The sequence below is a fragment of the Paracoccus xiamenensis genome, from assembly GCF_011308835.1.
Lineage (GTDB): Bacteria > Pseudomonadota > Alphaproteobacteria > Rhodobacterales > Rhodobacteraceae > Paracoccus > Paracoccus xiamenensis.
Genome location: NZ_JAAOHY010000001.1, coordinates 216,889 through 243,810 on the forward strand (window position 1 = coordinate 216,889; position 26,922 = coordinate 243,810).

At 63.8% G+C, this 26,922-nt stretch carries 21 protein-coding genes; 13 read left to right on the forward strand and 8 right to left on the reverse strand.

The genetic code is table 11. The features are described 5' to 3' along the window. The first annotated feature begins 33 nt into the window (after positions 1 to 33). The 3 genes from G7044_RS01135 (at position 34) to G7044_RS01145 (ending at position 1,951) form a co-directional block, all read left to right on the forward strand. Entirely contained in the window at positions 34 to 267 is a 234-nt protein-coding gene (locus G7044_RS01135) for an acyl carrier protein (protein WP_101498706.1), read from the forward strand. 159 nt (positions 268 to 426) lie between these two features. Beyond that, entirely contained in the window at positions 427 to 861 is a 435-nt protein-coding gene (locus G7044_RS01140; RefSeq protein WP_268935289.1) for a GNAT family N-acetyltransferase, read from the forward strand. A 289-nt stretch (positions 862 to 1,150) separates the two neighbouring features. Beyond that, positions 1,151 to 1,951, forward strand: coding sequence for a hypothetical protein (locus G7044_RS01145; RefSeq protein WP_166324722.1), 801 nt, complete (start codon positions 1,151 to 1,153; stop codon positions 1,949 to 1,951). Positions 1,952 to 2,011: 60 nt separating this feature from the next. On the opposite strand, the gene G7044_RS01150 is transcribed toward G7044_RS01145, so the two are convergent. Then, the gene (locus G7044_RS01150) at positions 2,012 to 2,464 is read right to left on the reverse strand and encodes an Lrp/AsnC family transcriptional regulator (protein WP_166324725.1); all 453 of its coding nucleotides are present in this window, start codon (positions 2,462 to 2,464) and stop codon (positions 2,012 to 2,014) included. 104 nt (positions 2,465 to 2,568) lie between these two features. Here G7044_RS01150 and G7044_RS01155 point away from each other — a divergent pair, with 104 nt between their 5' ends. After that, a complete protein-coding gene (locus G7044_RS01155) occupies positions 2,569 to 3,525 on the forward strand; it encodes a nucleoside recognition domain-containing protein (protein WP_166324728.1) in 957 nt (318 codons plus the stop codon). A gap of 54 nt (positions 3,526 to 3,579) precedes the next feature. On the opposite strand, the gene G7044_RS01160 is transcribed toward G7044_RS01155, so the two are convergent. Together G7044_RS01160 and G7044_RS01165 are read right to left on the reverse strand one after the other, a co-directional pair. Then, on the reverse strand, positions 3,580 to 4,203 hold the full coding sequence (locus tag G7044_RS01160) for a DUF1190 domain-containing protein (protein ID WP_166324731.1): 624 nt from the start codon (positions 4,201 to 4,203) through the stop codon (positions 3,580 to 3,582). Then, positions 4,200 to 5,429, reverse strand: a complete 1,230-nt coding sequence (locus tag G7044_RS01165) for a glutathionylspermidine synthase family protein (RefSeq protein WP_166327226.1) — start codon at positions 5,427 to 5,429, stop codon at positions 4,200 to 4,202. Before G7044_RS01165 ends, G7044_RS01160 begins: the two co-directional genes overlap by 4 nt. A gap of 142 nt (positions 5,430 to 5,571) precedes the next feature. On the opposite strand from G7044_RS01165, the gene G7044_RS01170 reads away from it, so the two are divergent. The 3 genes from G7044_RS01170 to G7044_RS01180 all read left to right on the forward strand — a co-directional run bounded on the left by G7044_RS01170 (position 5,572) and on the right by G7044_RS01180 (position 11,849). Then, positions 5,572 to 7,251, forward strand: a complete 1,680-nt coding sequence (locus G7044_RS01170; RefSeq protein WP_166324734.1) for a M10 family metallopeptidase — start codon at positions 5,572 to 5,574, stop codon at positions 7,249 to 7,251. A 252-nt stretch (positions 7,252 to 7,503) separates the two neighbouring features. Then, on the forward strand, positions 7,504 to 8,739 hold the full coding sequence (locus G7044_RS01175; protein ID WP_166324737.1) for an efflux RND transporter periplasmic adaptor subunit: 1,236 nt from the start codon (positions 7,504 to 7,506) through the stop codon (positions 8,737 to 8,739). Between the two features lie 2 nt (positions 8,740 to 8,741). Further along, complete coding sequence (locus G7044_RS01180; RefSeq protein ID WP_166324740.1) at positions 8,742 to 11,849, forward strand: efflux RND transporter permease subunit; 3,108 nt, start codon at positions 8,742 to 8,744, stop codon at positions 11,847 to 11,849. Here G7044_RS01180 and G7044_RS01185 read toward each other — a convergent pair. Continuing rightward, positions 11,846 to 12,499, reverse strand: coding sequence for a TetR/AcrR family transcriptional regulator (locus tag G7044_RS01185; protein WP_166324743.1), 654 nt, complete (start codon positions 12,497 to 12,499; stop codon positions 11,846 to 11,848). The genes G7044_RS01180 and G7044_RS01185 overlap by 4 nt on opposite strands. Positions 12,500 to 12,801: 302 nt before the next feature. Here G7044_RS01185 and G7044_RS01190 point away from each other — a divergent pair, with 302 nt between their 5' ends. Genes G7044_RS01190 through G7044_RS01205 form a run of 4 tightly spaced genes read left to right on the forward strand, consistent with a single transcriptional unit; the run spans position 12,802 to position 20,351 of the window. Continuing rightward, positions 12,802 to 14,046 carry an efflux RND transporter periplasmic adaptor subunit gene (locus tag G7044_RS01190; RefSeq protein ID WP_328803785.1) on the forward strand — a complete coding sequence of 415 codons (1,245 nt, stop codon included), beginning with the start codon at positions 12,802 to 12,804 and terminating at the stop codon, positions 14,044 to 14,046. Next, positions 14,043 to 17,099 (forward strand): efflux RND transporter permease subunit, encoded by a 3,057-nt coding sequence (locus tag G7044_RS01195; RefSeq protein ID WP_166324749.1) that lies wholly within the window; start codon positions 14,043 to 14,045, stop codon positions 17,097 to 17,099. The genes G7044_RS01190 and G7044_RS01195 overlap by 4 nt, the downstream gene beginning before the upstream one ends. Then, positions 17,096 to 18,265, forward strand: a complete 1,170-nt coding sequence (locus tag G7044_RS01200) for an RsmB/NOP family class I SAM-dependent RNA methyltransferase (RefSeq protein ID WP_166324752.1) — start codon at positions 17,096 to 17,098, stop codon at positions 18,263 to 18,265. Before G7044_RS01195 ends, G7044_RS01200 begins: the two co-directional genes overlap by 4 nt. A 55-nt stretch (positions 18,266 to 18,320) precedes the next feature. Further along, positions 18,321 to 20,351, forward strand: a complete 2,031-nt coding sequence (locus G7044_RS01205; protein ID WP_166324755.1) for a hybrid sensor histidine kinase/response regulator — start codon at positions 18,321 to 18,323, stop codon at positions 20,349 to 20,351. A 17-nt stretch (positions 20,352 to 20,368) separates the two neighbouring features. Here the strand turns inward: G7044_RS01205 and G7044_RS01210 are convergent, their stop codons facing one another. Next, a complete protein-coding gene (locus G7044_RS01210; RefSeq protein WP_166324758.1) occupies positions 20,369 to 20,986 on the reverse strand; it encodes a hypothetical protein in 618 nt (205 codons plus the stop codon). 201 nt (positions 20,987 to 21,187) lie between these two features. On the opposite strand from G7044_RS01210, the gene recA reads away from it, so the two are divergent. Further along, positions 21,188 to 22,246, forward strand: coding sequence for a recombinase RecA (gene recA, locus G7044_RS01215; protein WP_166324761.1), 1,059 nt, complete (start codon positions 21,188 to 21,190; stop codon positions 22,244 to 22,246). Between the two features lie 165 nt (positions 22,247 to 22,411). On the opposite strand, the gene G7044_RS01220 is transcribed toward recA, so the two are convergent. Together G7044_RS01220 and G7044_RS01225 are read right to left on the reverse strand one after the other, a co-directional pair. Continuing rightward, a complete protein-coding gene (locus G7044_RS01220; RefSeq protein ID WP_166324764.1) occupies positions 22,412 to 22,750 on the reverse strand; it encodes a hypothetical protein in 339 nt (112 codons plus the stop codon). Between the two features lie 82 nt (positions 22,751 to 22,832). Further along, positions 22,833 to 24,707, reverse strand: coding sequence for an extracellular solute-binding protein (locus G7044_RS01225; protein ID WP_207630135.1), 1,875 nt, complete (start codon positions 24,705 to 24,707; stop codon positions 22,833 to 22,835). Between the two features lie 325 nt (positions 24,708 to 25,032). On the opposite strand from G7044_RS01225, the gene G7044_RS01230 reads away from it, so the two are divergent. Continuing rightward, the gene (locus G7044_RS01230; protein WP_166324767.1) at positions 25,033 to 25,815 is read left to right on the forward strand and encodes a 3-hydroxybutyrate dehydrogenase; all 783 of its coding nucleotides are present in this window, start codon (positions 25,033 to 25,035) and stop codon (positions 25,813 to 25,815) included. Here G7044_RS01230 and G7044_RS01235 read toward each other — a convergent pair. After that, positions 25,784 to 26,770: a LysR substrate-binding domain-containing protein gene (locus G7044_RS01235; RefSeq protein WP_166324770.1), complete on the reverse strand. Its 987-nt coding sequence runs from the start codon at positions 26,768 to 26,770 to the stop codon at positions 25,784 to 25,786. The two genes, G7044_RS01230 and G7044_RS01235, sit on opposite strands and share 32 nt — an antisense overlap. Between the last annotated feature and the right edge of the window lie 152 nt (positions 26,771 to 26,922).

The window sequence follows — 26,922 nt, forward strand, 5'->3', positions numbered from 1 at the left end:
TTGGGCACATGCCCGCGAACATGAGGAAAAGACATGAGCGATATTGCTGATCGCGTGAAGAAAATCGTTGTCGAGCATCTCGGCGTTGACGAGGACAAAGTGGTCGAGACCGCTTCGTTCATCGACGATCTGGGTGCGGACAGCCTCGACACGGTCGAGCTGGTCATGGCCTTCGAAGAAGAATTCGGCATCGAAATCCCGGACGACGCTGCCGAGACCATCCAGACCTTCGGCGATGCCGTGAACTTCATCAAGGGCGCGGTCTGATCCGTCCCTGAAGGTTTAAGGAAAGCGGCGCCCTCGGGCGCCGTTTTTCGTTTTGGTATCAGGGCGATCTGCCGGTCCGAAATGACGTGGAACCCATTTGTTGGGCGCAATCTGGGGTGCTATCTGACCTGTCAGGATTTGGCTGCTTGAGAGGATCAGATGCAGGTCAGGTTTCGGAATATTCAAAAGAGCGACTTAAAGGAATTGCGCGGTTGGTTCAGCGATGCCGAGCTTTCGCGCCGTGTGGCCTTCCCCACGGATGATTGGTTTGACTATGTCACCGTTGGCCGGGATTCGATCTGCTGGCTTGCTTTGGACGGCGATACGGTCATCGGCAAATTGCAGGTGGACCGTGACGAGAAGGGGGGCGGTTATATCGACATTGCGATACGCCCAGACCTGCGCGGAAAGGGCGTTGGTGCTGCGGTTCTGGCAGGCTTTATCGAAGGGCCGGGCGCGGACTATGTCCTTCTCGACGCCAGGATCGAACCCGACAATCTGGCCAGCCTCGCCTGTTTCCGGCGCTGCGGGTTCGATATCCGGTCAACGCCGGATGAGGACGGGATGATACCCGCGATCCGCCAGGCGTCCTGACTTTATGGCGCAGCTGCGGCGCCTTAGCGGCCGTAGCTGCGCCCACCGCTGCGCGAGGTCGAGGATGATCCACACCCACCCCATCGGCTGCGACATCACTCCGCGCCCGCCATGCGACGATCTGTCTGTTGATAAGATCGGGGTCCGTGCTGGCCGGCGATTGCGGCGCAAGCCATGGTTGAACAGCGGATGGCCGCATGTCATGGGATTCCCGATCCATCCGTGATCGCATTCCCGCTGGCGCGGATCGGGTGCGGCCATGGTTCGTCATGCGGTTGTGGAGTGGTAAATGAAAGATCCGGATCAAGCGGCGGCGGCAAGCGATCGCGCCTATGTCGAGCGGGCATGGCAGAGTTACCTTGATTCTGCGACACGGACCGAACCGGGCGGACCGCCCTTGCCGGACCCGGATGTCGATCTCGGGCCTTTTCTGCGCGACATTATCGCCGGTACGCCGCAAAAGCCGTGGACGGCGCGAAAGCGCGATCTCGCCGAACATTTCGCATTGCTTGAAGGCGAGTTTCATGGCGCGCCCAGGGCTGCCCATCTGCTGGCTTGCACAATTGTCTGCCTGCGCAGGGATGCCGAAAACCCAGCCGCGCGCAGGCTTTTCTGGCGTATCCTGAACGAGATCGGGCATGAGCTGTCCGAGGTTCTGAATTCGCGCTGGTTGACCTCGATCTGCGATACGGTCGTCGATATTGCGGAAAACGACCTTGATCGCACGGCTGCGCTGATGGGCACCCTGTTCATCAATACGCTGAAGATCGCCGAGACCGAACGCCGCCTTTACCTGCCGGCGCGACCCTGGCCCCCCCAGACGCGCCTGCGGCCGGGCGGCGCGATTTATGATGGCGTGCAAACCATCTATACGGTGACACCGGGCGATGTGACCAACCTGCTTGACCGGATCGAGCGGGGGTTGCGGATTTCCTCGCCAGTCACGCCGGTCATCGCCCAGTTGATACATCGCGCCATCGAGGGCGACACTTGCGTCAACCGGATCATCAGCCTGACCGGACAACCCAAGCGCCCGCTAGCGCCAGCAGATGCACTGTCGGCGCTTAAGGATATCATGGGTAAGCTGTAGATATTACGGACGTGGCGGTGCAGAACGCGCAGGCATGGATCTGCGCGGGGGGCTGCCGCTTTAAAGCTGGATCGTCATGTCTTCCTTGGCGGTGCGGATCACCGTCATCGTATAGAACCGCGCGACATTGGTATTGTCGCGGAACAGGCGCTCACACAGGGCGTCGAACTCTTCCATATCGCGCAGATGCAGCATCAGGACGACATCGACCGAGCCGGTAACGGCATGGGCGGTGGCGACTGCCGGTTCCGCTGTCGCCAGCGTCAGGAAGCGGCGCATGTGCTGGTCGCCGTGCAGCTTCAGCTCGACCGTGACCCAAGCCTTCAGCACCCGCCCCACCTTGGCCGGGTTCAGGATCGCGACGATGCGGTCGATGATGCCGCCCTCGCGCAGGCGGCGGATACGGCGCAGGCAGCTGGAGGGCGACAGCCCGACCTCTGCCGCCAGATCGGCATTGGTGCGCGCGGCGTCGCGTTGCAGCAGGTTCAGCAGCTTGTGGTCGATGCGGTCCATGGGCGCCCTCTGATTACGATGCAATATTATTGCACAAGCCCGCAATATTTGACCACAAATGCCACGCGTCCCGGGTTACTGATCGCCGGAAGGAGATTCGGATCATGGCCCACCCCATCCTCGACAAGACGCGTCAGACATTAGTGATTTACTGGGAGCTGGCGCGCATCATCATCCCGGTCACCATCGCGACAGAGATCCTGTCGCGGCTGGGCCTGATCGAGGCGGTGGCACCCGCCCTGGCCCCGCTCATGGCGCTGTTTGGTCTGCCGCCGGAGCTGGGCCTGCCGTGGCTGACCGGCATGCTGGTGGGCATCTGGGCGGCGGTGCCGATGGTCTTCGTGCTGCTGCCGGTCGGGGCGCTCAGCACCGGCGACATCACCGTCTTTTCGGCGCTGCTGCTGTTTGCCCATGCCTTGCCGATCGAACAGAAGATCATCCAGCGCGCCGGACCGGGCTTTGTCATTACCACGCTGCTGCGCGTGGGCGGCGGTATGCTTTATGCCTTTCTGCTGCATCAGGTTCTGGCGGCCACCGGCTGGCTGTCAGGGCCGATGCAGCCGGCCTGGATCCCGATGGCGGCCGGTGGCGGCTGGCCGGGCTTTTTCATCGGACTGGCCGAGGCCATGGCGATGATGCTGGTCATTCTGCTGGCACTGTCCTGGGCGATGGAGGTGCTGCGCGTCACCGGGGTCATGGCCTGGCTGATGCGACTGCTGGCCCCGCTGCTCCGTCTGGCCGGTATCCGGGGCGAGGCGGCAGAACTGACCTCGGTCGGGTTGTTCCTGGGCATTTCCTATGGCGGCGGGCTGCTGATCCGCGAAGCGCGATCAGGAACGGTGTCGCCGCGGCAGGTGTTCATTTCCTGCGTCTTCATGGGCTTTGCCCATAGCGTGATCGAAGATACCGCCATCGTCATGTCGGTCGGCGCGAATATCTGGGGCGTGCTGGCGGGCAGGGTGGTCTTTGCCATCGCGGCGACGGCGCTGATCGCGGCGATCCTGCGGGCCGTCCCGGACGACCGTTTCCTGCGCTGGTGGTTTCGTCCCCTGTCCAGATAAGCCCTGCCACCATCGCGAACATCAGCCCAGGCTGCCCGATGGACGATGACCGGATCAGCCGCCGACGCTGCGCGCGCCGCCGCTGCGGGCGGTGGCAGACGATCCGAACCCGCCCCGCTGCGACACCTGCGCCGCCGTCATCGGCGGGCGGCCCATCGTCGTGGGGGCCTTGGTGAAGGTCGAGGTGGCGACCCTGCCGGTGCCCCGGTTCGAGGCGAAGCTCTGATTGCCCGATGGCGTCGAAAAACCACCCTGCGCCGTGCGTACCATCGGCTGCGAGAAGACCCCGCGCCCGCCGCCCAGCATCGAGCCCAGCATATAGCCCATGAACAGCGGCATGAAGATCGACCCCATGCCCGGCTGGCTTTGCGCCGCCGGATCGCCGCCGCAATTGCCGGCACCATGTTCCTGTTCGCACAGCTCCTTGGATTCATAGCGCGGCGCGGTTTCCAGATGTTCCTGCTGGGCGGCGGCGAATTGGGTACGGCAGTCTTCCTCGGTGAAGAACAGCGAGCCGCCCTGCGCCTCGGCCACACAGCTTTCCAGATCGGGGAAGGCGGCGGCGTCGGTCTTTTCCTCCTCGCAGCCGGCAAGGGCCAGAACGGCCGTGCCGGCGAGGAACAGCGCCACATGACGCGAGCGCTTGCGGGCGGGTTTGGTGGGAATGCGAGCGGTCATGTTCGGCCCTCGATATAATGCGGCTTGAAGCGCGACAGGTTGTGAGTGATGCGCGAGGCATCTTCGCGCAGGCCCATGCCCACGCAGGTCTGGCCGACGATCCAGGCGCCGATCACCGGATAGAAGCCGCCGAATTCCGGCAGCCGCGCCAGCCCCTGGATGATGCGCGGGTGGTCGTCATAGGTGTCGTCCGGGGCGCGTTCGGTTTCCTGCCCCGCTTCGGTGATGATAACGCCTGCACCCTCGCGCGAGAAGATGGGCTTGGACACAAAACCGGCATGCAGCGCGTCTTCGGCAGCGGCGAAGGCGCGCGAGACGGCGGGGGCCGGGCTGCCGCCGCGCAGGGCCTCGGCCACGTCGGCCTCGAAAAAGGCGGGCAGCAGGTTGGGGTGGCCGGGGAACAGTCGCCACAGCAGCGGCAGCAGCGCCTTGTTCGACACCACCGCCTTCCAGGGCGGTTCGATGAAGCGCGTGCCCGACGGGCCGAGGTGCCGCGCGAAATCGTCGCGCAGCATGTCTTCCCACGGATACAGTTTGAACAGGGTGCCGATCACCCGGTCCTCGTCATCGGCGAACTGGCCTTCCTCGGTCAGGCCGATCCCGGCCAGATCGGTGAAATGCGCGCCCAGTTCCGCCTCGCGCGCGGCCCAGGCCAGGGCCTCGACGGTGGCGTAATCTTCGGGATTGTTCTTGTCGGCGGCGAAATGGACATCGGTGCCCGGCGCGGCGATTTCGCCCCAGCGTGCCACCAGTGCTTCATGTATGGCATTGAACTGGTCGGTGTCAGGCGACAGCACCCCAAGGCGCTGCTGTTCTTCCAGCCAGAGCCATTGAAAAGACGCGGATTCGTAAAGCGAGGTCGGCGTGTCTGCGTTATATTCCAGCAGCTTTGCCGGACCCTGTCCGTCATAGGCCAGATCCATGCGGCCATAAAGTTCCGGCTCGCCATCCTTCCAGCTGTCGGCGATGAAGTCCCAATGCTCGGGCGGAATGGCCATGCGGGTCAGCCATTCGTCGCTGGCAAGCGCGGTGGCCACGGCTTCGCGCACCAGCCCGTGCAGTTCGGTCGAGGGGTCTTCGATTCCGTCCTCGATCTCACGCAGTGAGAAGCGATAGGCCGAGCTTTCATCCCAATAGGGCGCGCCGCCCATATCGGCGAAGGTAAAGCCCAGTTCGACGGCACGGTCGCGCCAGCCGGGGCGTTCAGGAAGGCTGACCTTGTCCATCATCGCTCTTTGTTGCCAGTATCCCACAGATGACGCCAAGGGGCGGCGGATGCAAGGCGCGCGGGCCGAAGCGATGCCGAATTTGCTGGAACGGGCTCAGGATTTCTGGCATATCCCCCGGAATTAATTGAAGGATTTCGGCATGAGCAGGTATTCGGCAGATCAGGTTGGGAAATATCTGGCCACGGATTATTGGGAAGGCGATCAGCCGGTCAACCTTGGCAGCACGATCACGGTCGATCTGTCATCCCTGACGGCGGCGAACCAGAAACTTGCGCGTTGGGCGATCAGTGCCTGGGCGGATCTTGGGCTGAATTTTCGGATCAACAACGCTGCTAATGCAGATATCGTGCTGGAAGACAACATTGATGGGGCCGAGACGAACTGGAGCCGGTTCAAGTTCGAAGGTGGCGTGTACGGATATTATCCAACCGTGCTGGTCGGGCCTGATTATACCGCAGAATTCGGTTCGAAATTCGGCAGCTATACCTATCAGACCTGGCTTCATGAAATCGGCCACGCGCTTGGCCTGGGCCATTCTGGCCAGTACAATTTCTACGGCACCTATGGCGTCGACAATCACTACGACAATGACAGCTGGCAGATCTCGGTCATGTCCTATTTCTCGCAGGAGGAGAATACGGCCGTCAACGCCTCGTACGCTTACCTGCTGACGCCGATGCCGGGCGATATTGCCGGTATCCAGCGGCTCTATAATCTCGAACCCACGGCAGGGGCCGGTAATACCACATATTTCTGGGACACCAATGCCACCGGCATTCATGGCCGCATTGGTCGCCTGATCGCCAGCGACGAACTGCAGACGCCGTTCGCGCTGACGATCATGGACAGTTCCGGGCTGGACACCCTGAATTTCAGCGGATCGTCAGAGGCCGTCGATATCGACCTGACACCGGGCGCCATCAGTTCGGCATTCGGGCTGCGCGGCAATATCCAGATCGAGGGCGCGACCATCATCGAAGGTGTCAGAGGTTCGCGGGCGAATGACCTGATCGAGGGGCAGGGCGCCAAGAACAAACTTTATGGCCATGCAGGCAATGACCGGATCTATGGCGAGGGCGGTGATGATCGTCTGGCGGGCGGTTCAGGTAATGACCGGCTGTATGGTGGTGCCGGCGACGACTGGCTGAACGGCGGCCCCGGCCGCGATCGCCTGATCGGTGGCGCGGGGTCGGATACGGCCTATTTCGGGGGCGCGGTTCGTGTAGATATGTTGAATCCGGGGCTCAACACGGGTAGCGCCGCCGGCGACAGCATGAGCGGGATCGAAAATCTCGCCTCGGGCCGAGCCGATGACTTTCTGTATGGCAACAACCTGCGCAACGCGCTGACTGGCGGTTCTGGAAATGACCTGCTGGAGGGGCGCGGCAGCAACGACCAGCTGTTTGGTGAATACGGCGATGACGTATTGAAGGGCGGTGTGGGCAATGACCGGCTGTATGGCGGTCCAGGCGACGACGTGTTGTATGGTGGCGCTGGCCATGACGTCCTGAACGGGCGAAACGGTAATGACCGTTTCTATGTCGATGCTGGCAAGGACACCATCACCGGCGGCGTAGGCGCGGACGAGTTCGTCTTTCAGGGCGGCCGGATGATCATCCTCGACTTTACGGACAACCGCGATGAGTTGTGGCTGGATCGCGACGCGCTGGGCTTGCAGGACGCCACGGTGGATGAACTGCTTGACGGTGTGCGGTATCTGCGCGGCGACATGTTGCTGGAATTCGGCTCCGGAAGCTATGTGCGGGTGGCGGGCGTGACGAATGCCGACCTGATGGCCGATGACATCATCTTCGTCTGACGGGCAGCGTCAGGGTGCGTGCTGACCGTCGCACAGGGTGAACGCCAGTGCTGTCTGGGCGACGGCAACAACCATCTGCTGGTGTTCGTATGCAAAATGCGTGATTGCGCAGATCCGCGCGCATTGGGCACTCCTCGGTGCGGGCCGCGAGTTGCCGCTGGTGCAACCCTGATGCCGCGTTGCGCCGGATTTACCTTGCGCTGAATCCCCGCCATGCTGCCTGCAGTGACGTTTATTCGTGCAGGATTTGACATGCCCCGTTTTCCGTCGACCGCGCTGGCTGCGTTTCTGGCCCTTACCCCGATCACCGCTGGTCATGCGCAGATGCCTCCGCCGGGGGGCGAGACGCCGCAGGCGCTTTCGGTGGGGACGATCACCCTTGCGGTTGAGCGGGTGCCGCTGCGGCTGAACCTCGCCGGGGTGGCGGTCGCCAGCGAGGATGCGCAGATCCGGCCGCAGGTCGGGGGCGTGGTGCAAGAGATCCTGTACAAGCCCTCGCAGGCGCTGAAGGTGGGGGATCCGATGTTCCAGGTCGACGCCACCAGCTATCAGGCAGCCCTGGCGGTGGCCGAGGCCAATCTGGCAAGTGCCAATGCCGCCCGTGACGAAGCGCAGGCCAATGCCGACCGTTACGGCGCGCTGGCCGGGCGCGGCGTCACTCAGGCCGAATCCGACAGCGCGCGCAGCACGCTTTTGCAGGCAGAGGCCGCTGTCGCCGTGGCCGAGGCCGAGGTGAAGACCGCCCAGTTCAACCTGAATAATGCCACCATCAAAAGCCCGATCGACGGGCAGGCCTCGGTCCCCGAGGTCTCGGTCGGGGATCTGGTGACCAGCGGGCAGTCGGACGAATTGGCGACGGTGACGAAGCTTGACCCAATCTATGCCGATCTGGCCGATACCAGCGCGCAGATGCTGCGCCTGCGGGCGATGTTCAGCAGTGGCACCCTGCAGCCCGGCGACAATCTTGGCGTGCAGCTGATCCTGGAAAATGGCGAGGCGCTGAGCGGTGAGGGTCAGGTGATTTCGGTGGGCGAGCAGGTCTCGACCAGCACCGGCACCTTCAACGTCCGGGTCGAGATCGCCAACCCGGACCGCGAGGTGCTGCCGGGGATGTTCGTGCAGGCAGAGCTGACCTTTGGCACGATACAGGCGGTGCTGGTGCCGCAGATCGCGGGGACGGCGCAGGCCGACGGAACGGTGCAGGTCTATCTGGTCGAAGGTGGCAAGGCCGTGGCCCGCAGGGTCGAACCGACCGGCACCACCGATTCCGCCTGGATCATCCCGCGCGGGCTTGATGCCGGCGCGGTCCTGATCGTCGACAATCGCGACAACCTGCGCGACGGCATCGAGGTCGCACCGGTCGCCGTCACCGTCGCAACCGGCGGCATCGTCCAGACTGCAGAGGGGGCGGCCCCCGAAAGCACGGCGGCAGATGCCGCGGCTTCGGAAGACGCCGCCGCCACCGCTCCCGCCGCAGCGGGGCAGTAACCATGTCGCGTTTCTTCATTCGCCGCCCGGTCTTCGCCTGGGTCATCGCCATCGTGACCATGCTGCTGGGCGCGCTGGGCATGACGCAACTGCCGGTCTCGCAATATCCCGAGGTCGCGCCGCCCACTGTACGCATCAGCGCCACCTATACCGGCGCGTCGGCAGAGGCGGTGCAGAACAGCGTCACCTCGGTGATCGAGGATGCGATGACCGGGCTTGACGGGATGGTCTATATGACCTCGTCCTCGTCGCGGGGATCGGCCTCGATCTCGGTCGTGTTCGAACAGAACGAGGATGGCGAGGACGCCCAGATCCGGGTCCAGAACCAGGTTTCCGGCATCACCAGCCAATTGCCCACGGTGGTTCAACAACAGGGCGTGCGGGTTTCGCGTTCAACCTCGTCCATCCTGATGATCGGGGCGTTGGTCAGCGACGATGGCAGCCGTGACGCGACCGAACTGGCCGATCTGATGTCCAACAGCATTCAGGATGCCATCGAACGGACCGAAGGCGTCGGCAGCGTCAACAGCTTTGGTTCCGGCTATGCGATGCGGATCTGGCTGGACCCGGCCAAGCTGCGGCAATATTCATTGACGCCCTCTGACGTGACCGAGGCGGTCGAGGTGCAGAACACCAATGTCTCGGTCGGAGCCATTGGCGATCAGCCGGTGATCGAGGCCCAGCAATTCACCGCCGATGTCACCGCGCAAAGCCAGTTGACCACCGCCGACGAGTTTCGCGCGATCCTGCTGAAAACCACTGCCGAAGGTGCCATCGTGCGCTTGGGCGATGTGGCGCGGGTCGAGATCGGGCAGGAAAGCTATGGCGGCAATTCGCGCTTCAACGGCCTGCCGGCGGCGGGGTTCGGGGTGAACCTGGCCACCGGTGCCAATGCCGTCGATACCGCCGAAAGCGTGCGTGCGACACTGGACCGGCTGGCCGGATCGCTGCCCGAAGGCGTGTCCATCCAAATCCCCTATGACACATCGCCCTTTGTCGAGCTGTCGATCGAGAAGGTCTATCACACCCTTGCCGAAGCGATCGCGCTGGTTTTCCTGGTCATGCTGATCTTCCTGCAAAGCTGGCGCGCGACGCTGATCCCGACGCTGGCGGTGCCGGTGGTGCTGCTGGGTACTTTCGGGGTGTTGGCGGTGGCCGGATTTTCCATCAACACCATGACCATGTTCGCCATGGTTCTGGCCATCGGCCTGCTGGTCGACGACGCCATCATCGTGGTCGAAAACGTCGAGCGGATGATGGAGGATGAGGACATCGGCCCGCTGGAGGCGACCGAGCGCAGCATGGATCAGATCACCGGCGCGCTGATTGGCACCACTGCCGTTCTGTGCGCGGTGTTCCTGCCCATGGCTTTCTTTGGCGGCGCGACCGGGGTGATCTATCGCCAGTTCTCGGTCACCATCATTTCAGCCATGGTGCTGTCGACGGTCTTCGCGCTGACGCTGACGCCGGCGCTCTGCGCCTCGCTTCTGCGACCGAGGAAAGGCGAGGGCATCGCGCCCGCGCGCTGGTTCAACAACTGGTTCGCGCGGACCCAGAACGGCTATATCCGCGTGCTCGGCAGCTTCCTGAAAGTTCCGATGGCAGCACTGGCTGGGCTTGCCGTGGTGGTGGCGCTGGCGGCGCTGTTCTATCAGCGGCTGCCCGCATCCTTTCTGCCCGAGGAAGATCAGGGCGTGCTGATGGCCATGGTCAACCTGCCCTCTGGCTCGACCACGGCCCAGACCGACGCGGTGATGAAGGATGTCGAGACCTATCTGCTGGAACAGGAAACGGACGGGGTTGAGGGGACATTCGGCTCATTGGGCTTCGGCTTTTCGGGCAGTTCGCAGAACTCGGCCATGGTCTTCGTGAAACTGCGCGACTATGGCGAACGGCTGGCGCAGGACGGGCAAGGCGCGGGCGAAATCGCCATGCGCGCGACCATGGCCTTCGCTGGCGACCGTCGCGGGCAGATCTTCTTCATGCAGCCGCCGGCAATCATGGGGATGGGAAACACCGACGGCTTCAGCGGCTATCTGGTCGATCAGGGCGCCCATGGTCAGGATGCGCTGGTGGCGGCGGCCGAAAAGCTGGTCTCGGACGGCGAGGAAAGCGGCCAGCTGACGAATTTACGCGGCGCCGAGGACCAGCAGAAGACCGCCCTGCGCATCAATATCGACCGTGAACGGGCCGAGCGGCTGGGCCTGACCCTGTCCAGCGTTAACGCGATGCTGTCGACCATCTATTCCGGGACCGAGGTCAACGATTTTCAGCTTGGCACCGAGTTGAAGCCGGTGATCGTGCAGGGCGATGCGCCTTACCGGATGCAGCCCGATGACATCGCGGATTGGAGCGCGCGCAACAGCGCCGGCGAGATGGTGCCATTTGGCGCGTTTTCGACGGTCAGCTGGGACGAGGTTCCTGTCTCGCTGGACCGATACGGGGCCACCGCCGCGCTGTCGCTGTCGGGGTCACCGGCGGCGGGCGTCAGTTCCGGCGATGCGATGGACCGGATGGAGGCGCTGGCGGCCGAACTTGATGGCGGCTACGGCATCGCCTGGACCGGCATTTCCTATCAGGAACGGCTGTCAGGGTCGCAGGAAGGTTTCCTTTACGCGATTTCGGCACTGGTGGTCTTCCTGTCGCTGGCGGCGCTGTATGAAAGCTGGACAATTCCCTTCGCGGTCATGCTGGCGGTGCCGGTCGGGCTGATGGGGGCACTGATCGGGGCCGATGTTCTGGGCCAGTCGAATGATGTCTATTTCAAGGTGGGCCTGCTGGCGACGATCGGACTTGCGGCCAAGAACGCCATCCTGATCGTCGAATTCGCGGTAGAGTTGCAGGGGCAGGGCAAGTCGATCCTGGATGCGACGCTGACCGCCGCGCGGTTGCGGCTGCGACCGATCGTGATGACCTCGCTGGCATTCATCCTGGGCGTGTTGCCGCTGGCACGTGCGACTGGCGCGGGTGCGGGGGCGCAGAACGCCATCGGCTCGGGCGTGATGGGCGGGATGATAGCGGCGACGGTGCTGGGGGTATTCCTGATCCCGGCGCTGTTCCTGATCGTGCGCCGTATCTTCCGACGGCGGACGGCAGCGGTTGCAACCTAGCCGTTCTGGGTGGCTGCGTCGCGCAGAATGCGGGTGACAAGGCTGTCGGCCAGATCGGTGGCGGAAACCGGGGTCAGCAATTCCAGCCGGCCCGAGGAGCGCAGCTGCGCGATGCCCTGAATGGCGGCAAACAGCGCGGTGGTTTCGCTTTTGGCGGTCTCCAGCGGCATGGCGGGGGCAAGGGTGCGGATCTCTTCGGCCACGCGCGCCAGCAGGTCGGCAATGGCGTTCAGATACCATTCGGGAAACAGCTCTGACCGGCGCGGGCCTTCGAACAGCGCGCGGAAGACCATTGGCTCTGCTTCGACCAGATCGAGATAGCGCCTGCACAGCGCCCGCAGCCGGGCGGCCGGGTCATCGCCCGGCAGGTCGGCGAACAGTTCTGCAATCCGGGCGAAGTTGTCGCGGTTCACCTGCCAAAGCACGTCGGGCAGGCTGTCGAACAGGTTATAGATCGTCCCCGGGGTGTAGCCCACCGCCTGCGCAAGGCGCCGTGCCGTCAACGCCTCGGGGCCGTCCTGGGTGATGATTTCGCGCGCGGCATCCAGCGTGGCCTGACGCAGCTCCTCGCGTGTTCGGCGCGCCCGGCTCGCCTTGGCGCCGGGTTTGCTGGAATCGCGTGATTTGGCGCGTTGGTGGGGCCGGGACATGTCTGGAATGAAAAATGCGTGAAGCAGTTAACCTAACTGTAACTTGCATCCTTCTCGCGTCAACGGCTAGTAGCGAATCTGCATGTTTGCAGGAGAATTTCTGTGCGATTTTGTGCGATTATTTGCGAATTAATCTTTCGTTCACACATTCTTAACACATCTGGTCCGTCCAGGCTTTCGCTTTTGTTGGGCGCGCGGTTGCGCTAGGCTGCGGCCCGACCAGAATTGGAAGAGGCCCATTCCGCATCTGCTGAAACGATTGCCGCCCGAGACTGGCGCGGCGAATGTCGAAGGATCCATCCGTGTTTCGTACCCTTGTTGCCCTGACGCTTCTGGCCGCGCCGGCCCATGCTTCCGATGCTGCATCTGATGCCGCGGCCGAAAACGCAGCACCCGCACCCGCCAGCGCCGCCCAGCCCGCCACGGTCGAGGCGGCGCGCGTCACCCCGGTCGAGTTGCGGGTGCCGGTCTCGGGCAGCCTTGTCGCGCGTTCGCCGGCGCTGATCTATCCTCAACTGGCCGGGACCGAGGTGACCGAATTGCTGGTCGAACCGGGTGATCGGGTGACCCGTGGGCAGGTTCTGGCGCGGCTGTCGCAATCGGCGGTAAAGGCGCAATTGGCCCAGGCCGAAGCCGAGGCGCAGCGCAGCGAAGCCGCAGTCCGGCAGGCCAGCAACCAGATCGACAGCGCCGAGGCGACCTTTGCGCAGGCGCTGGCGGCGCTGAAACGTACCCGGCAATTGCAGCAAGGGGGCTCTGCCACGCGCGCGGCCCTTGACGATGTCATCGCGGCCGAAGCGGCGGCGCGTGCGCAGGCGGCCTCGGCCCGCGACGGGCTGGCCGTGGCCGAAGCCGCGCGTGCCCAGGCCGAGGCGGCGGTGGATCTGGCGCGGCTGAACCTTGACTGGACCGAGGTGACCTCGCCCGTCGATGGCGTGGTCAGCGCCCGCGACGCCCAGCTGGGCGTGATGGGCAGCGCCTCGGGTGACCCGATGTTCACCATCATCAGTGACGGCAGCATCGAATGGCAGGCCGAGGTGGTCGAAACCGCGCTGAAGGGCTTGAAGCTGGGCGATCCGGCCATCGCCACCGTCGCCGGCCTGGGAGAGGTCGAGGGCCGGGTTCGCCGTCTGCCCGCCGCAGTCGACCCCGCCACCCGGTTGGGTGAGCTGCGGATAACGCTGGACGCCTCTGATGGGCTGCGGCCGGGGCTTTTCGCCAGCGGTTGGGTCATCATCGACCGCCATGAAGGGCTGACCGTGCCGCTGACGGCGGTGCTGGATGATGCCGGTGGTCAGGTCGTGCAGGTGGTCGCAGATGGCACGGTAGAGACCCGCACCGTTGCCGCTGGCGTCATCTGGCAGGGCCGGCGCGAGATCCTGTCAGGCCTGAAGGCGGGCGAGCAGGTGATCACCCGCGCCGGTGCCTTCTTCCGCGACGGCGACCATGTGGTCACCGTGACAGCGCCGGATGCCGGCGCCGAAGCGGGGGCAGATCGCGATCAGCCGCCCCCGGGCGGTGCCGCCAGGGCGGAGGTCGCACCGTGAACCTGTCCACCTGGTCGATCCGCCATCCGGTTCCGCCCATTGCGCTGTTCCTCGTCCTGCTGGTCGCGGGGTTTTACAGTTTCCGCACGCTGGCGGTGACGGAGTTCCCGAATATCGACCTGCCCATCGTGACCGTCCAACTGGGGCAGCCGGGCGCGGCACCGTCGGAACTTGTAACACAGGTGGCGCAGCCGCTGGAGGATTCCATCGCCTCGGTCGTAGGGGTGCGCCATACCACGGTAACGGCGAGCGACAGCTCCGTTACCGTGGTGGTGGAATTCGAGCTGGAAACCGACAGTGACCGCGCCGTCAACGACATCAAGGATGCGGTGGCCGAGGTCCGGGGCGAGTTGCCTGAAAGCGTGACTGAACCGGTCGTACGGCGGCTGGATGTCACCGGCGCGCCGATCCTGACCTATGCGGTGCGCGATGACGGCCGATCGATCGAAGAACTGTCCAAATTCGTTGACGACATCGTGTCGCGCGAACTGGCCTCGGTCGAGGCGGTGGGCAAGGTCAGCCGGCTGGGCGGGGCGGATCGCGAGATCAAGGTGGAACTGGATCCCAACCGTCTGTTGGCGCACGGGCTGACGGCGGCGGGCGTGTCGGAACAGCTGCGGCTGCGCAATATCGACCTTGGCGGTGGCCGCGGCGATCTGGCGGGAACCGAGTTTTCCATCCGCGCGCTTGGCGCGGCCGAGACGCTGGACCAGTTGGCCGCGACCCCGATCCGCATTGCCGAAGGGGCGACGATCCGGCTGGACCAGCTTGGCACGGTCATCGACGGTGCGTCAGAGGAGCGCAGCTTTGCGCTGTATGACGGGTTGCCCGTGGTGGCTTTCGGCGTCTTCCGCGCCAGCGGCGAATCCGACCTGGTTGCCGCCGATGGCACCAAGGAAAAGCTTGCCGAGATTCAGGCCCGCTATCCCTCGATCGAGATTTACCAGATCGACGACACCACCGTTTACACCGAGTCGAATTTTCACCGCGCGATGGAGACGCTGTATGAAGGCGCCGCGCTCGCCATCGTCGTGGTCTTCCTGTTCCTGCGCAATTGGCGCGCGACGCTGATCGCGGCGCTGGCGCTGCCGCTGTCGATCATCCCGACATTCTTTGTCATGGATATGCTGGGCTTCACGCTCAACACCATCAGCTTGCTGGGAATCACGCTGGTGACAGGCATCCTGGTGGACGATGCCATTGTGGAAATCGAGAATATCGTCCGCCATATCAATATGGGCGTGCCGGCCTATCAGGCGTCGGAAGAAGCCGCGACCGAGATCGGCACCACGGTCATCGCCATCAGCTTTTCCATCGTCGCGGTCTTTGCCCCGGTCAGCTTCATGTCGGGCATCGCGGGGCAGTATTTCAAGCAATTCGGGCTGACGGTCGCGGTCTCGGTACTGCTGTCATTGCTGGTCGCGCGGATTATCACGCCGATGCTGGCGGCCTATTTCCTCAAGGATGCCCACCTGTCCGAGGAAAAGGACGGCATGGTCATGCGCCTGCTGATGCGGGTTTCCGGCTGGACGCTGAAACACCGGGCACTGACGCTGCTGGCGGGGCTGGCGATCTTTGCAGGTTCGATCTGGTCGGCGACGCTGCTGCCCAGCGAATTCATGCCGCCCACCGATATCGGCCGCTCGACCGTGACGGTGGAATTGCCGCCCGGCGCCACCATTCACGAAACCGAGGACGCCGCCCGCCGCGTGACCCGGGCATTGGATGACTTCCCCGAAGTGCGGTCTGTCTTCGTCGAAGGCGGCGGCAGAAATGTCGCGGTGGCGAAGCTGTTCGTCAATTACGGCCCCAAGGGCGACCGCGACCGCAGCCAGTTCGAATTGGAGGCAGAGGTCAAGCAGGCGCTTGCGGACATGCCCGACATGCGGCTGAGCTTCCAGAACGAAGCCGGCGAGAACGACATCTCGATCAGCGTGTTGGGCGATACCGAGGCGGGCGCGGCCGAGGCGGCGCAGATACTTGCCGAGCAGATGGCGCAGATGCCGGAGTTGGAAGGCGTGATCAGCCAGGCCGACCTGCGCCGACCCGAAATCACCATCACGCCAAAGCCCGATCTTGCTGCCGCGATGGGCGTTTCGGCGGTTGATCTGGCAACCACGCTGCGCATTGCCACCATCGGCGATGCCGAAGAAAACCTGGCGAAATACAATAGCGGTGACAGCCAGATCCCCATCGTCGTGCGGCTGGACCGGGCCGCGCGCGAGGATATGGACGTGCTGCGCAACCTGCGCGTGCCGGGCGCGAACGGGCTGGTGCCGTTGGAAACCGTGGCGAATCTGGGCTATGGCGCGGGCGCGACGGAAATCAGCCGCTATGACCGGCGCTTCCGGACCTCGGTCAAGGCCAATCTGGTTGACGGCGCGCGGCTCGGCCCGGCCAACGCAAAGATCACCATGTTGCAGAATACCATCGAACTGCCGCCGGGGACCGAGATCGAATCCTCGGGCGATGCCGAAATCATGGCTGATATTTTCGAGGCTTTCGGCACCGCCATGGCGGCCGGCGTCATGCTGGTCTTCGTGGTGCTGGTGCTGCTGTTTCACAGCTTCATCACTCCGATATCGATCCTGCTGTCGCTGCCGTTGGCCATCGGCGGGGCGATCTTCGGCCTGTATTTCTTCAATTACGGGATGAGCCTGCCGGTGCTGATCGGATTTTTGATGCTCATGGGTATCGTGACCAAGAACGCCATCATGCTGGTCGAATTCGCCCTTACCTCGATGTCTGCCGGCACGCCGAAGCGTGTGGCGTTGCTGGATGCGGTCCATAAGCGGGCGCGGCCGATCATCATGACGACAATCGCCATGACGGCGGGGATGGTGCCCTCGGCAATCGGATCGGGCGCAGGGGGAGAGTTCCGCGCGCCCATGGCCGTCGCGGTGATCGGCGGCCTGCTGCTGTCGACGCTGCTGTCGCTGCTGTTCGTGCCGGCGCTGTTTTCCGTCATTGACGGCGGGCAGACCCGGCTGAGCCGCTGGGTTCGCGCCCGCGTGGGGATCAACAGCGCCAGCCCCGCCGGGGGTTCGCAATGACGCCGGCCGCCCGCGTTAACGCCGCCATCGGGGTGCTCGATCGGGTGTTATCCGGCACCCCGGCTGAGGCCGCACTTCTGGGCTGGGCCCGGGCCAGCCGTTTCGCCGGTTCGGGCGACCGCGCCGCCATCCGAGATCTGGTTTTCGAGGCGCTGCGCCGCCGTGACAGCCTTGCCGCTCTGGGCGGCGCGCTGACCGGGCGCGGGCTGATGCTGGGCCTTATCCGCGCGCGGGGAGAGGATCCGGCGCTGACCTTTACCGGCCAAGGCCACGCGCCTGAACCGCTGAATGCCGCCGAACTTGCCGCGACCGACGCTGCGGCGGCCGAGGCGCTGCCCGACCTGCCGGAATGGATCTGGCCCGACTGGCAGACCTCGCTGGGCGCAGAGGCGCTGCCGCTGGCCCATGCCATGCGTGCCCGCGCCCCGGTCTGGCTGCGCGTCAATCCCCGCCGCGCCAGTGTCGAGGCCGCTCGTGCCGCTCTCGCGGGCGAGGGGATCGAGACCGCGCCGCATGACGCCTTGCCCACCGCCTTGCGCGTCACTGCGGGCGAAAGGCGCATCGCCGGGTCTGGCGCCTATCGCGACGGGATGGTCGAATTGCAGGACCTCTCGCCGCAATTCGCCTGTGCTGCGCTGCCCTTGTCGAAAGGCGATCGAGTGTTGGATTTTTGCGCCGGCGGCGGCGGCAAATCGCTGGCGCTTGCCGCGCGCGAGGATCTGCGCCTGACCGCCCATGATGCCGCGCCCGCGCGGATGTCCGACGTGCCTGAACGCGCCCGCCGTGCCGGCGTCCGCATCGCGCTGTCGCCGCCCGATGGGCTGGGCGCCGATTACGACCTGGTGGTGGCCGATGTGCCTTGCTCTGGTTCGGGGACCTGGCGGCGAACGCCGGACGCCAAATGGCGGCTGACCCGTGAGGGGCTTGATGATCTGCGCAAGGTGCAGGCCGAGATCCTGTCGCGAGTCGCGCCATTGGTCCGGCCGGGGGGGCAGATCGCCTATATGACCTGTTCGTTGCTGGACGCCGAGAACGGCGATCAAGTTGACAGCTTCCTGCAGCAGTACGCTGATTACAGGCAGGAGTTTCGGAAATCCTGGACGCCCGAAAGCGGTTCAGACGGCTTCTTCCTTGCGATCCTTCGGCGCGATGAGGGCGCGCGTTAACCTTTTCTTAAGCTCTGGGTTCTAAGCCTGTGCGGGATTGGTGAGGACGGGACAGATGGCGAAACTGCTGCAACGGCTGCCGCGCAATGCCGGGCTGTGGGTGCCGTTGCTGGCGCTGCCACTGGTGATAGGCGAACTGTGGTTGCATGCCCAAGGTGCCCGTCCCAATCCGGGTCTGGCACTGTCGCTTGGCGGGCTGATGGCCATGCTGGGCTGGTACCTTCTGGGCGGCAGCATCGCCTGGTCGCGGGCGCGCGAAGGGTTGGCGCAGCGCCGGCAGCTGAAACGCCTGCTTCCGCAGTTGGAAATCGCAGAGGATCCTGAATGGGCCGTGGCGAGTGACGGCATGGTCCTTGCCCAGTCTCCCGAGGCGCTGGATCTGTGGGGCGATCATGTCGGCCGGCCACTGTCCCAGTTGATGGCCGGGCAATTGGCGGATGCCGACGGGGAAACCGCGCGCCTGCTGACCCGCGCGCTGCGTCATGGGCGCGCCGTTCAGGACCTGCCAGACGGCCGCAAGATCAGCGCCGAACGCGCGGGGAACAGCATCGTCCGGCTGTCGTTGCCGCACGACCCCTCGCAGTCTGTCGTTGCCGAGGCGATGGATTACGACCGCTTGCCCATCGCTGTACTGCGGCTATCTGCGGATGGCACCATCCTGCACGCCAACCGCGCTGCCGAACCGTATTGTGGCGGCGACGCGACCGGCCAGCATGTGGCGAAGCTGCTGGATGGGCTGGGACGACCCTTCGACGACTGGCTGGCCGAGGCGCTGGCGGCAGGCGGTCCCGCCGCCCCCGAAGTGCTGCGGGCACCTCGCGCCGGGCAGGACCGCTTTATCCAGGTCTCGCTGCATGCCGAAGATAACGAGCCACGCACCCTGATCGCTGTATTATCCGACGCCCGTGCCGTGAAGACGCTTGAGGCGCAATTCGTGCAAAGCCAGAAGATGCAGGCGGTGGGCCAACTGGCGGGTGGGATCGCGCATGACTTCAACAACTTGCTGACGGCGATCAGCGGGCATTGCGACCTGTTGATGCTGCGGCACGACAAAGGCCACCCGGATTATGCCGACCTCGACCAGATCAGCCAGAACGCCAACCGAGCTGCCAATCTGGTCAGTCATCTGCTGGCCTTCTCGCGCAAGCAGACGCTGAAGCCCCAACGGGTGGACCTGCGCAATACCATTGCCGATCTCTCCCATCTGCTGAACCGCTTGGTGGGCGAGAAAATCACGCTGGAACAGCGCCACGACCCTCGGCTGGATCCCGTTCGTGCAGACCGCGGCAAGATCGAACAGGTCATCATGAACCTGGTTGTGAACGCACGGGACGCCATGCCCGAGGGTGGACGTATCGACGTCTCCACGCAGAACGTGGATCTGCCCGCGCCGCAGCTGCACGGACGCTTTGCGGTGCCGCCGGGACGCTATGTGCGGGTGGCGGTTGCGGACTGTGGCTGTGGTATCCCGCCCGATATGCTGGGCAAGATCTTCGAGCCTTTCTTTACCACCAAACGGTTGGGCGAGGGCACCGGGCTTGGCCTGTCGACCGCTTACGGCATCATCAAGCAGACCGGCGGCTATATCATGTGTGACAGCGTGCTGGGCGAAGGGACCACCTTTACCATCTATCTGCCGGTACATCTGGGCGCGGATCTCGAACCAGACGAGCCTGACGTCCCCGCCCGCGCTGTGTCGATGACCGCGCCGCCCGAATTGCGGGTGCTGCTGGTCGAAGACGAAGCGCCGGTTCGTGCCTTCGCCAGCCGAGCGTTGAAGCTGCGCGGCTATCAGGTGATCGAGGCTGCATCGGGCGAGGAGGCGCTGGAGCTGCTGACAGATGACCGGCTGAAGGTCGATCTGTTCGTCTCTGACGTGGTGATGCCGGGGCTGGACGGGCTCAGCTGGGTGCGGCACGCGCTGAAAGACCGGCCGGGTACGCGGGTGATCTTCATGTCCGGCTATACCGAGGACGTGTTCGAGGACGGCCGCAACCCGGTCGAGGGTGCATCGTTCCTGCAAAAGCCGTTTTCGCTGACCGATCTGATCTCGGCCGTGGGCGACAAGCTGGAACATGCCGCCTGACGGACCCGCCGCCGATCCTAGCCGAGCGTTTCGTAAAGCGCGAAATCGGGGGCCAGGGCGCGGCGCAGGTCGGCTTCGGTTCCGGGCGAAAGTCTCACATCGGCCGAGGGCGGTACGTTGATGCGCGGAAGGCTGATTTCGCAGCCCAGCCAGTCGTCAAGGAAATGGGTGAAGGTGGCCATATCTTCATAGCGGAAAATACGGTCAACAGGGGCCTCGCCCGCGGTCAGGAAGGCGGATTGGGTGCCGATTCCCTGGGTGACCGATCCCGGATGGTCAATATAGCGACGTACGAAGTTTTCGAAGCTTGTGCTGTCAATGACGTCATCGGCGGCTGCGGTGTCAGCCTGGTCAGGCGCGTGCAGATCGCCCTCGTCGCGCAGGTGAAAGCGATACCAGCTGCGCAGCCAGTCGATGGGTTCGCGCATCAGTGCCACCGTGGTGAAGGGGTCGTCCGTCATGCCTTGCAGCCAGGGTTGGATATGGCGGCGAAAGCGCGTGGCATCGACATGCTTCATTTCCGGCGGGCGCTGTACCGCCAGGCTCGCCAGTGGCTCCAGCGCCACTTCTACGGCGGTTGATCCGGCCTTTGGCGTCGCCAGAAAAGCCAGTCGCTGGTCCCAGAATATCAGCATGAATTCATCCCGTCAGGTTCGGTAACGAATTATGGCGTGGCCGGGCGGGTGTAAACCTTCGGTTAAGGAATTGATGTCACCTTGGTTAAGCGCGCTTGCCATATGCGGGGTGTTCACGTATTGAGAACATTAACGGAACATTAGCCAGCGCCGATTGAGCCGGGACAGGTGTTCTGACATAAGGGCAAGGAGTTTGGCAGGATGAGCGACACGAATATGGATAAGAGATCGGCCGACAAGCAGAAGGCCCTGGACAGCGCGCTGGCGCAGATCGAACGGCAGTTCGGCAAGGGCTCGATCATGAAGCTGGGCGCCGACAACCCCGTGGCCGAGATCGAGGCGACCTCGACCGGTTCGCTGGGGCTGGATATCGCGCTGGGGATTGGCGGTCTGCCGAAGGGGCGGATCATCGAGATCTACGGCCCGGAAAGCTCGGGCAAGACGACGCTGACGCTGCATTGCATCGCCGAGGAACAGAAAAAGGGCGGCGTCTGCGCCTTTGTTGATGCCGAACACGCGCTTGATCCGCAATATGCGCGCAAGCTGGGTGTGAACCTTGATGAATTGTTGATTTCGCAGCCGGACACGGGCGAGCAGGCGCTGGAAATTGTCGACACGCTGGTGCGTTCGGGGGCGGTCAGCATGGTGGTGGTCGATTCGGTCGCCGCACTGACGCCGAAATCGGAAATCGAGGGCGATATGGGCGATCATCAGGTTGGCGCCCAGGCCCGTTTGATGAGCCAGGCGATGCGCAAGCTGACCGCCTCGATCGGGCGCAGCAATTGCATGGTGGTCTTCATCAACCAGATCCGCATGAAGATCGGGGTGATGTTCGGCAATCCCGAAACCACCTCGGGCGGGAACGCGCTGAAATTCTATGCCTCGGTCCGTCTGGATATCCGCCGCACCGGCGCGATCAAGGACCGCGACGAAGTGGTCGGCAACTCGACCAAGGTCAAAGTGGTTAAGAACAAGGTTGCGCCGCCCTTCCGGCAGGTCGAGTTCGACATCATGTATGGCGAGGGGATTTCCAAGATGGGTGAGCTGATCGACCTCGGCGTGAAGGCCGGCGTGGTCGAGAAATCGGGCGCCTGGTATTCCTATGGCGACGAACGCATCGGGCAGGGGCGTGAAAACGCCAAGCAGTTCCTGCGCGACAACCCGGCCATGGCCTATGATATCGAAGACAAGATCCGCGCCAGCCACGGCCTCGATTTCGCCGTCGCGCCGGGCGAGGATGACGTGCTGAGCGAAGACTGACGCCGAGGGTTAACAGCGGCGCAGCTTGAAACCTGACCAAAGAGCGCCTGTCGGAGATCCCGGCAGGCGCTTATTTTTTGCCGTTGGCGGAATGGTCTTGAATGCGTCGGTCCCTGATATCAGCGCATTCCCGGGGACAGATTGACCGCAGGAAAGGATGGCAGGTCAGTCGTTGTCGTCAGATTCCTCGTCGTCGTCGCCGAAACGGGCGTCGTCGGCATATTCGTCTTCGCCCTCGCCCACATATTTGGCTGAGTTCCGGATCGAGCGGTCGTCGTGGCTTTCGTCCATCACCACATCCGCCGGGATCTCTCCGGCCAGCCATTCACGGATTTCCTCGCGTGCTTCGTCGGTTTCCATGGCCCCGACATCGGCGATGAGACGAAGGAACTGCCGCTGATCGCCGTCGATCTCGTCCAGATCGGATTCGTCCACGCCCGGCCAGCGGTCGATGATCGCTTCGTAGAATGCGGGCCAGTTATCGGCGACGTGATGCCATCTCATGGACGGGCTCCTTCATCTTTCTGCGCCGGGGCGTTGCAGCGGCGTTCTTAGGCTGCAACGGCCTCGGGCGGCTGCAGGTTCCCTACGACGCGCCGCCCTCTTGCCACCAAGTTTCGGGCAAAAAGCCCGGATAGTCGCCATAAATCGGCAGTCGGTCCGGGAATTTCAGAACCTTGTCATGCGCAATATGGCCCTCGGGCGCAAAACCGACCGGAATCACATAGCGTCCGGCCGTCAGCACCCGGTCGAGGGCGCGGACTGCGGCAACAAAGTCCGCCCGCGTGGCGGAGCTGACCATGGCGGCGATCATCGCCTCGGCGGCAGGAGAGTTCATGCCCATCAGGTTGCGCGTCCCCGGCTCTGTCACGCCCTTTGCGCCCCAGTACAGCATCTGCTCATTGCCCGGCGACAGCGACAGCGCGCGGTCAAACCAGGTCATGTCGAAAGTATAATTGTTGGTGCGCTGCGTGTATTGGGCGCTGTCCAGCAGGGTAATCACCGGGGTGATGCCAAGATTGCGCAGGGCCTGGGCATAGATTTCCGACATCTGCCGCATCTCGGCGGCCGTGGTGATGGCGCTGCCCGACAGGTTCAGCAGGATCTCGAACCGGAAGGGCTGGCCTTGGGCGTCGGTCAGCTGGCCGTCGCGAATGGTCCAGCCGGCCTCCTCCAGCAGTTTCAGCGCCCGTTTCAGGGCAGGGCGGTCCAGAGGTCGGTCGGCACCCTCGGGCAGGGCATAGCCGTCGATAGTGCCGGGGGGCAGGTCCTTGGCGAAGGGCTCCAACAGCGCCAGTTCGCGCCCTTCTGCGGGCGCGCCGGGCGTCATCCCCAGTTCCGAATTGGCGAAGTACGAGGTGATGCGCTGATCCTTGCCGCCCGAGACGGTGTTGTTGATGAATTGCCAGTTAAAGGCTTCGATGAGGGCCTGACGGACGCGCCAATCGGCGAAGATCGGGTTGCGGGTGTTCATCACGAAGCCGGTGATGCCGGTCGGACGCTGGTGGGGAATGTCGGCCATCACCACGGCGCCCGAGGTCACGGCGGGGAAGTCGAATTCGTTTTCCCAGCGGCTGGGGCTGAGTTCGCGCCAGGCGTCCAACTCGCCGGCCTTGAAGGCCTCGAACATGGCATTGGCGTCGCCGTAATAGTCGTAGGTGACGCGGTCGAGGTTGTGCAGCCCCTGATTGACGGGCAGGTCCTTGCCCCACCAGTCGGGGTTCTTGCGCAGCGTGAATGAACGGCCGGGATCGACGCGCTCGATCACATAGGGGCCAGAGCCGATTGGCGCCTCCAGACTGGAATCGCTGAAATCCTTCCCCTCCCACTGTGCCTTTTGCAGGATCGGGCGCATGCCCATCAGCAAGGCCAGTTCGCGGTCGTTGGTGTTAAAGGTGAAGCGGACCTTGTTCGGGCCGGTCTGTTCCATCTTTGCGACCTTGGACCAGACGCCGCGATAGCGGGGATGGCCCTGGGTGCCCAGCGTTTCATAGGACCACATCACGTCCTCGACGGTGACAGGGCTGCCATCGGAAAAGCGGGCCTCGGGCCGCAGGGTGAATTCAACCCAAGTCCGGCCGGGGTCGGTTTCCACGGTTTCCGCCAGCAGGCCGTAAAGCGTGAAGGGCTCGTCCAGCGAGCGCAGCATCAGCGTTTCGGCCAGAACGCCGGGCATCGTATACAGCGGCAGCGCCGGATTGCCCTTGAGAACCCATGGCTTAAGCGAATCGAAGCTGCCCGATTCGGGCAAGCGAATCGAACCACCTTCCGCAGCGTCAGGATTGGCATATGGCAGATGTGTAAAGCCTTCCGGCAGGGCTGGATCGCCGTACATCGCGATGCCATGCGCCGGCTCGGCAGCACTTGCCAGCGGCATCGCTGCAACAGTCGCGAAGCTGCAGAAACCGGCCAGAATGGCGGGCTTGATCGCGGAATCGTTAGGGAAATTGAAGATTCGCATGCAGTCCTTCGCTTAGCTCTGGCAAATGCCAGTGATTTCAATGCGCAGCCTATCCGAGGGTGTTTACCGTGACAAACAACAGCCTTGGACTCGGGCGCGGTTTCGCCTATATATAACTCACTGCTCGATAGGTTTCTTGCCTGTATGAAACCTGCCTCATGACTGGCGCCCGCTTCGTGCGGGCGCTTTTTTTAATGGCTTTGCGGCCCGATCATCCGCATAGGGCCGGGTGGGAATCGCCCCTTCTGATCCATTGGGGCCTTCGGTTGTGGTCGGCCTGCGCGGAGCGTAGAGATTTGTCGACACAAACCGAAAGGGTGAGCCCATGTTCGAGAATGTTCTGAAGGGAAAGACCGCCGTTGTGACCGGATCAAATTCCGGGATCGGGCTGGGGATTGCGCGCGAATTGGCGGCTGCAGGTGCCGATGTGGTGCTCAACAGCTTTACCAATGACGAGGCCGACCACAAGCTGGCGGCTGACATGGCCAGCGAATTCGGTGTCGATGTGCGCTATATTCAGGCCGATATGTCGAAGGCTGACGAATGCCGGGCGCTGATCGAAAAGGCGGGTTCCTGCGATATTCTGGTCAATAATGCCGGCATTCAGCATGTCGCCCCGATCCCGGAATTTCCGGTCGACAAATGGGATGCGATCATTGCGATCAACATGTCCTCTGCCTTCCATTGCACGGCGGCGGCGCTGCCGGAAATGCAGAAGAAGGGCTGGGGACGCGTCATCAATATCGCCTCGGCCCATGGGCTGACGGCCAGCCCCTATAAGTCGGCCTATGTGGCTGCCAAGCATGGCGTGGTCGGGCTGACCAAGGTGACCGCGCTGGAAGAGGCCGGCAAGGGCATCACCTGCAACGCCATCTGCCCCGGCTATGTGCTGACCCCGATCGTGGAAAAGCAGATCCCGGACCAGATGAAGACCCATAACATGAGCCGCGAGGATGTCATCAAGAACGTGATGCTGGCGCGCCAGCCCTCGGGCGAGTTCGCGACGGTCGAACAGATGGGGGGCACGGCGGTGTTTCTGGCCTCGGACGCGGCCGCCCAGATCACCGGCACGACGATCAGCGTTGATGGCGGCTGGACGGCGCTTTGACCGGTGCAGCAATATTCGCCGGGGCGGCAGTCGCCCCGGTCGGCGTCGCCCGGACTGCCGCGGCCGCCAGCGTGGTGTCTTCGGCTTCCACCTCGGCCATCATGAAGCGCTGAAAGGCCTTGATGGCGGGCCGATTACGCCGGGCGTGGGGATAGACCAGCCAATAGGCCCCGCCGCATCGCCACCGCAGATCGAAGGGCTGAATCAGCGATCCGCTGGCCAGTTCCATTCGGAAGAAACGCGGATCGAGCAGCGCGACACCATCCCCCGCCAGCGCCGCGCGGCCCAGATGCAGCTGCGAATCCATGGTGAACCGTCGGGTGTGGACGCAGGACATCTCTGGCTCTCCGGCCGCTTTCAACCACCCATCCCAGGCGCTGTCCTCGTTGTTCAGCCATGTCAGGTCGATCACGTCCTTGGCCGTGGTGATCGGGCCCTCGCGCTCCAGCAAGGCCGGTGACAGCATCGGTGTCAGCTCGGCGTCGAACAGTTTTTGCGCAACCAGTCCCTCCCATGGTCCGGTGCCGAAACGGATCGCCACATCGACATCCTGACGGGCGAAATCAACCAGCCTGTCGTCGGTTTCCAGCCGTACCGCCAGTTCCGGCTGGGCCATCTGGAACCGCCCGAGGCGAAAGGACAGCCAGTTTCCGGCCATGGTCGTCAATGCCGAGATGGTCAGCGTCTCGGCAAGGCCCGTGCGGCCCGAATAGGCCTCGCGCAGCAGATCGAAAGCCTCGGATGTCGGACCAGCCAACCGGGTGCCGAGGGCGGTCAGTTCCAGCCCCTTGGGTTTGCGCAGGAACAGCTGCCCGCCCAGCCGTTCCTCCAGCAGCTTGATCTGATAGCTGACGGCGGCCTGGGTCATGCCCAGGCTTTCGGCGGCGCGGGTGAAGCTGAGCTGGCGGCTCGCAGCCTCAAAGACGCGAAGGGCGGAGAGGGGCGGAAGGTCCATAAGCTGTCCTTATGTCGGCTTGCTGGCGTTTTGTTGGCCTTTCGACCGCAAGCATAGCATTGTGAGGACATGAAAAGAAGCTGACAGGCAGGAAAAGCCCAGGCTTCGCAGTAGAAATCTGAAAGCGACGCCCGAACCGGCTCCTCTGGCGG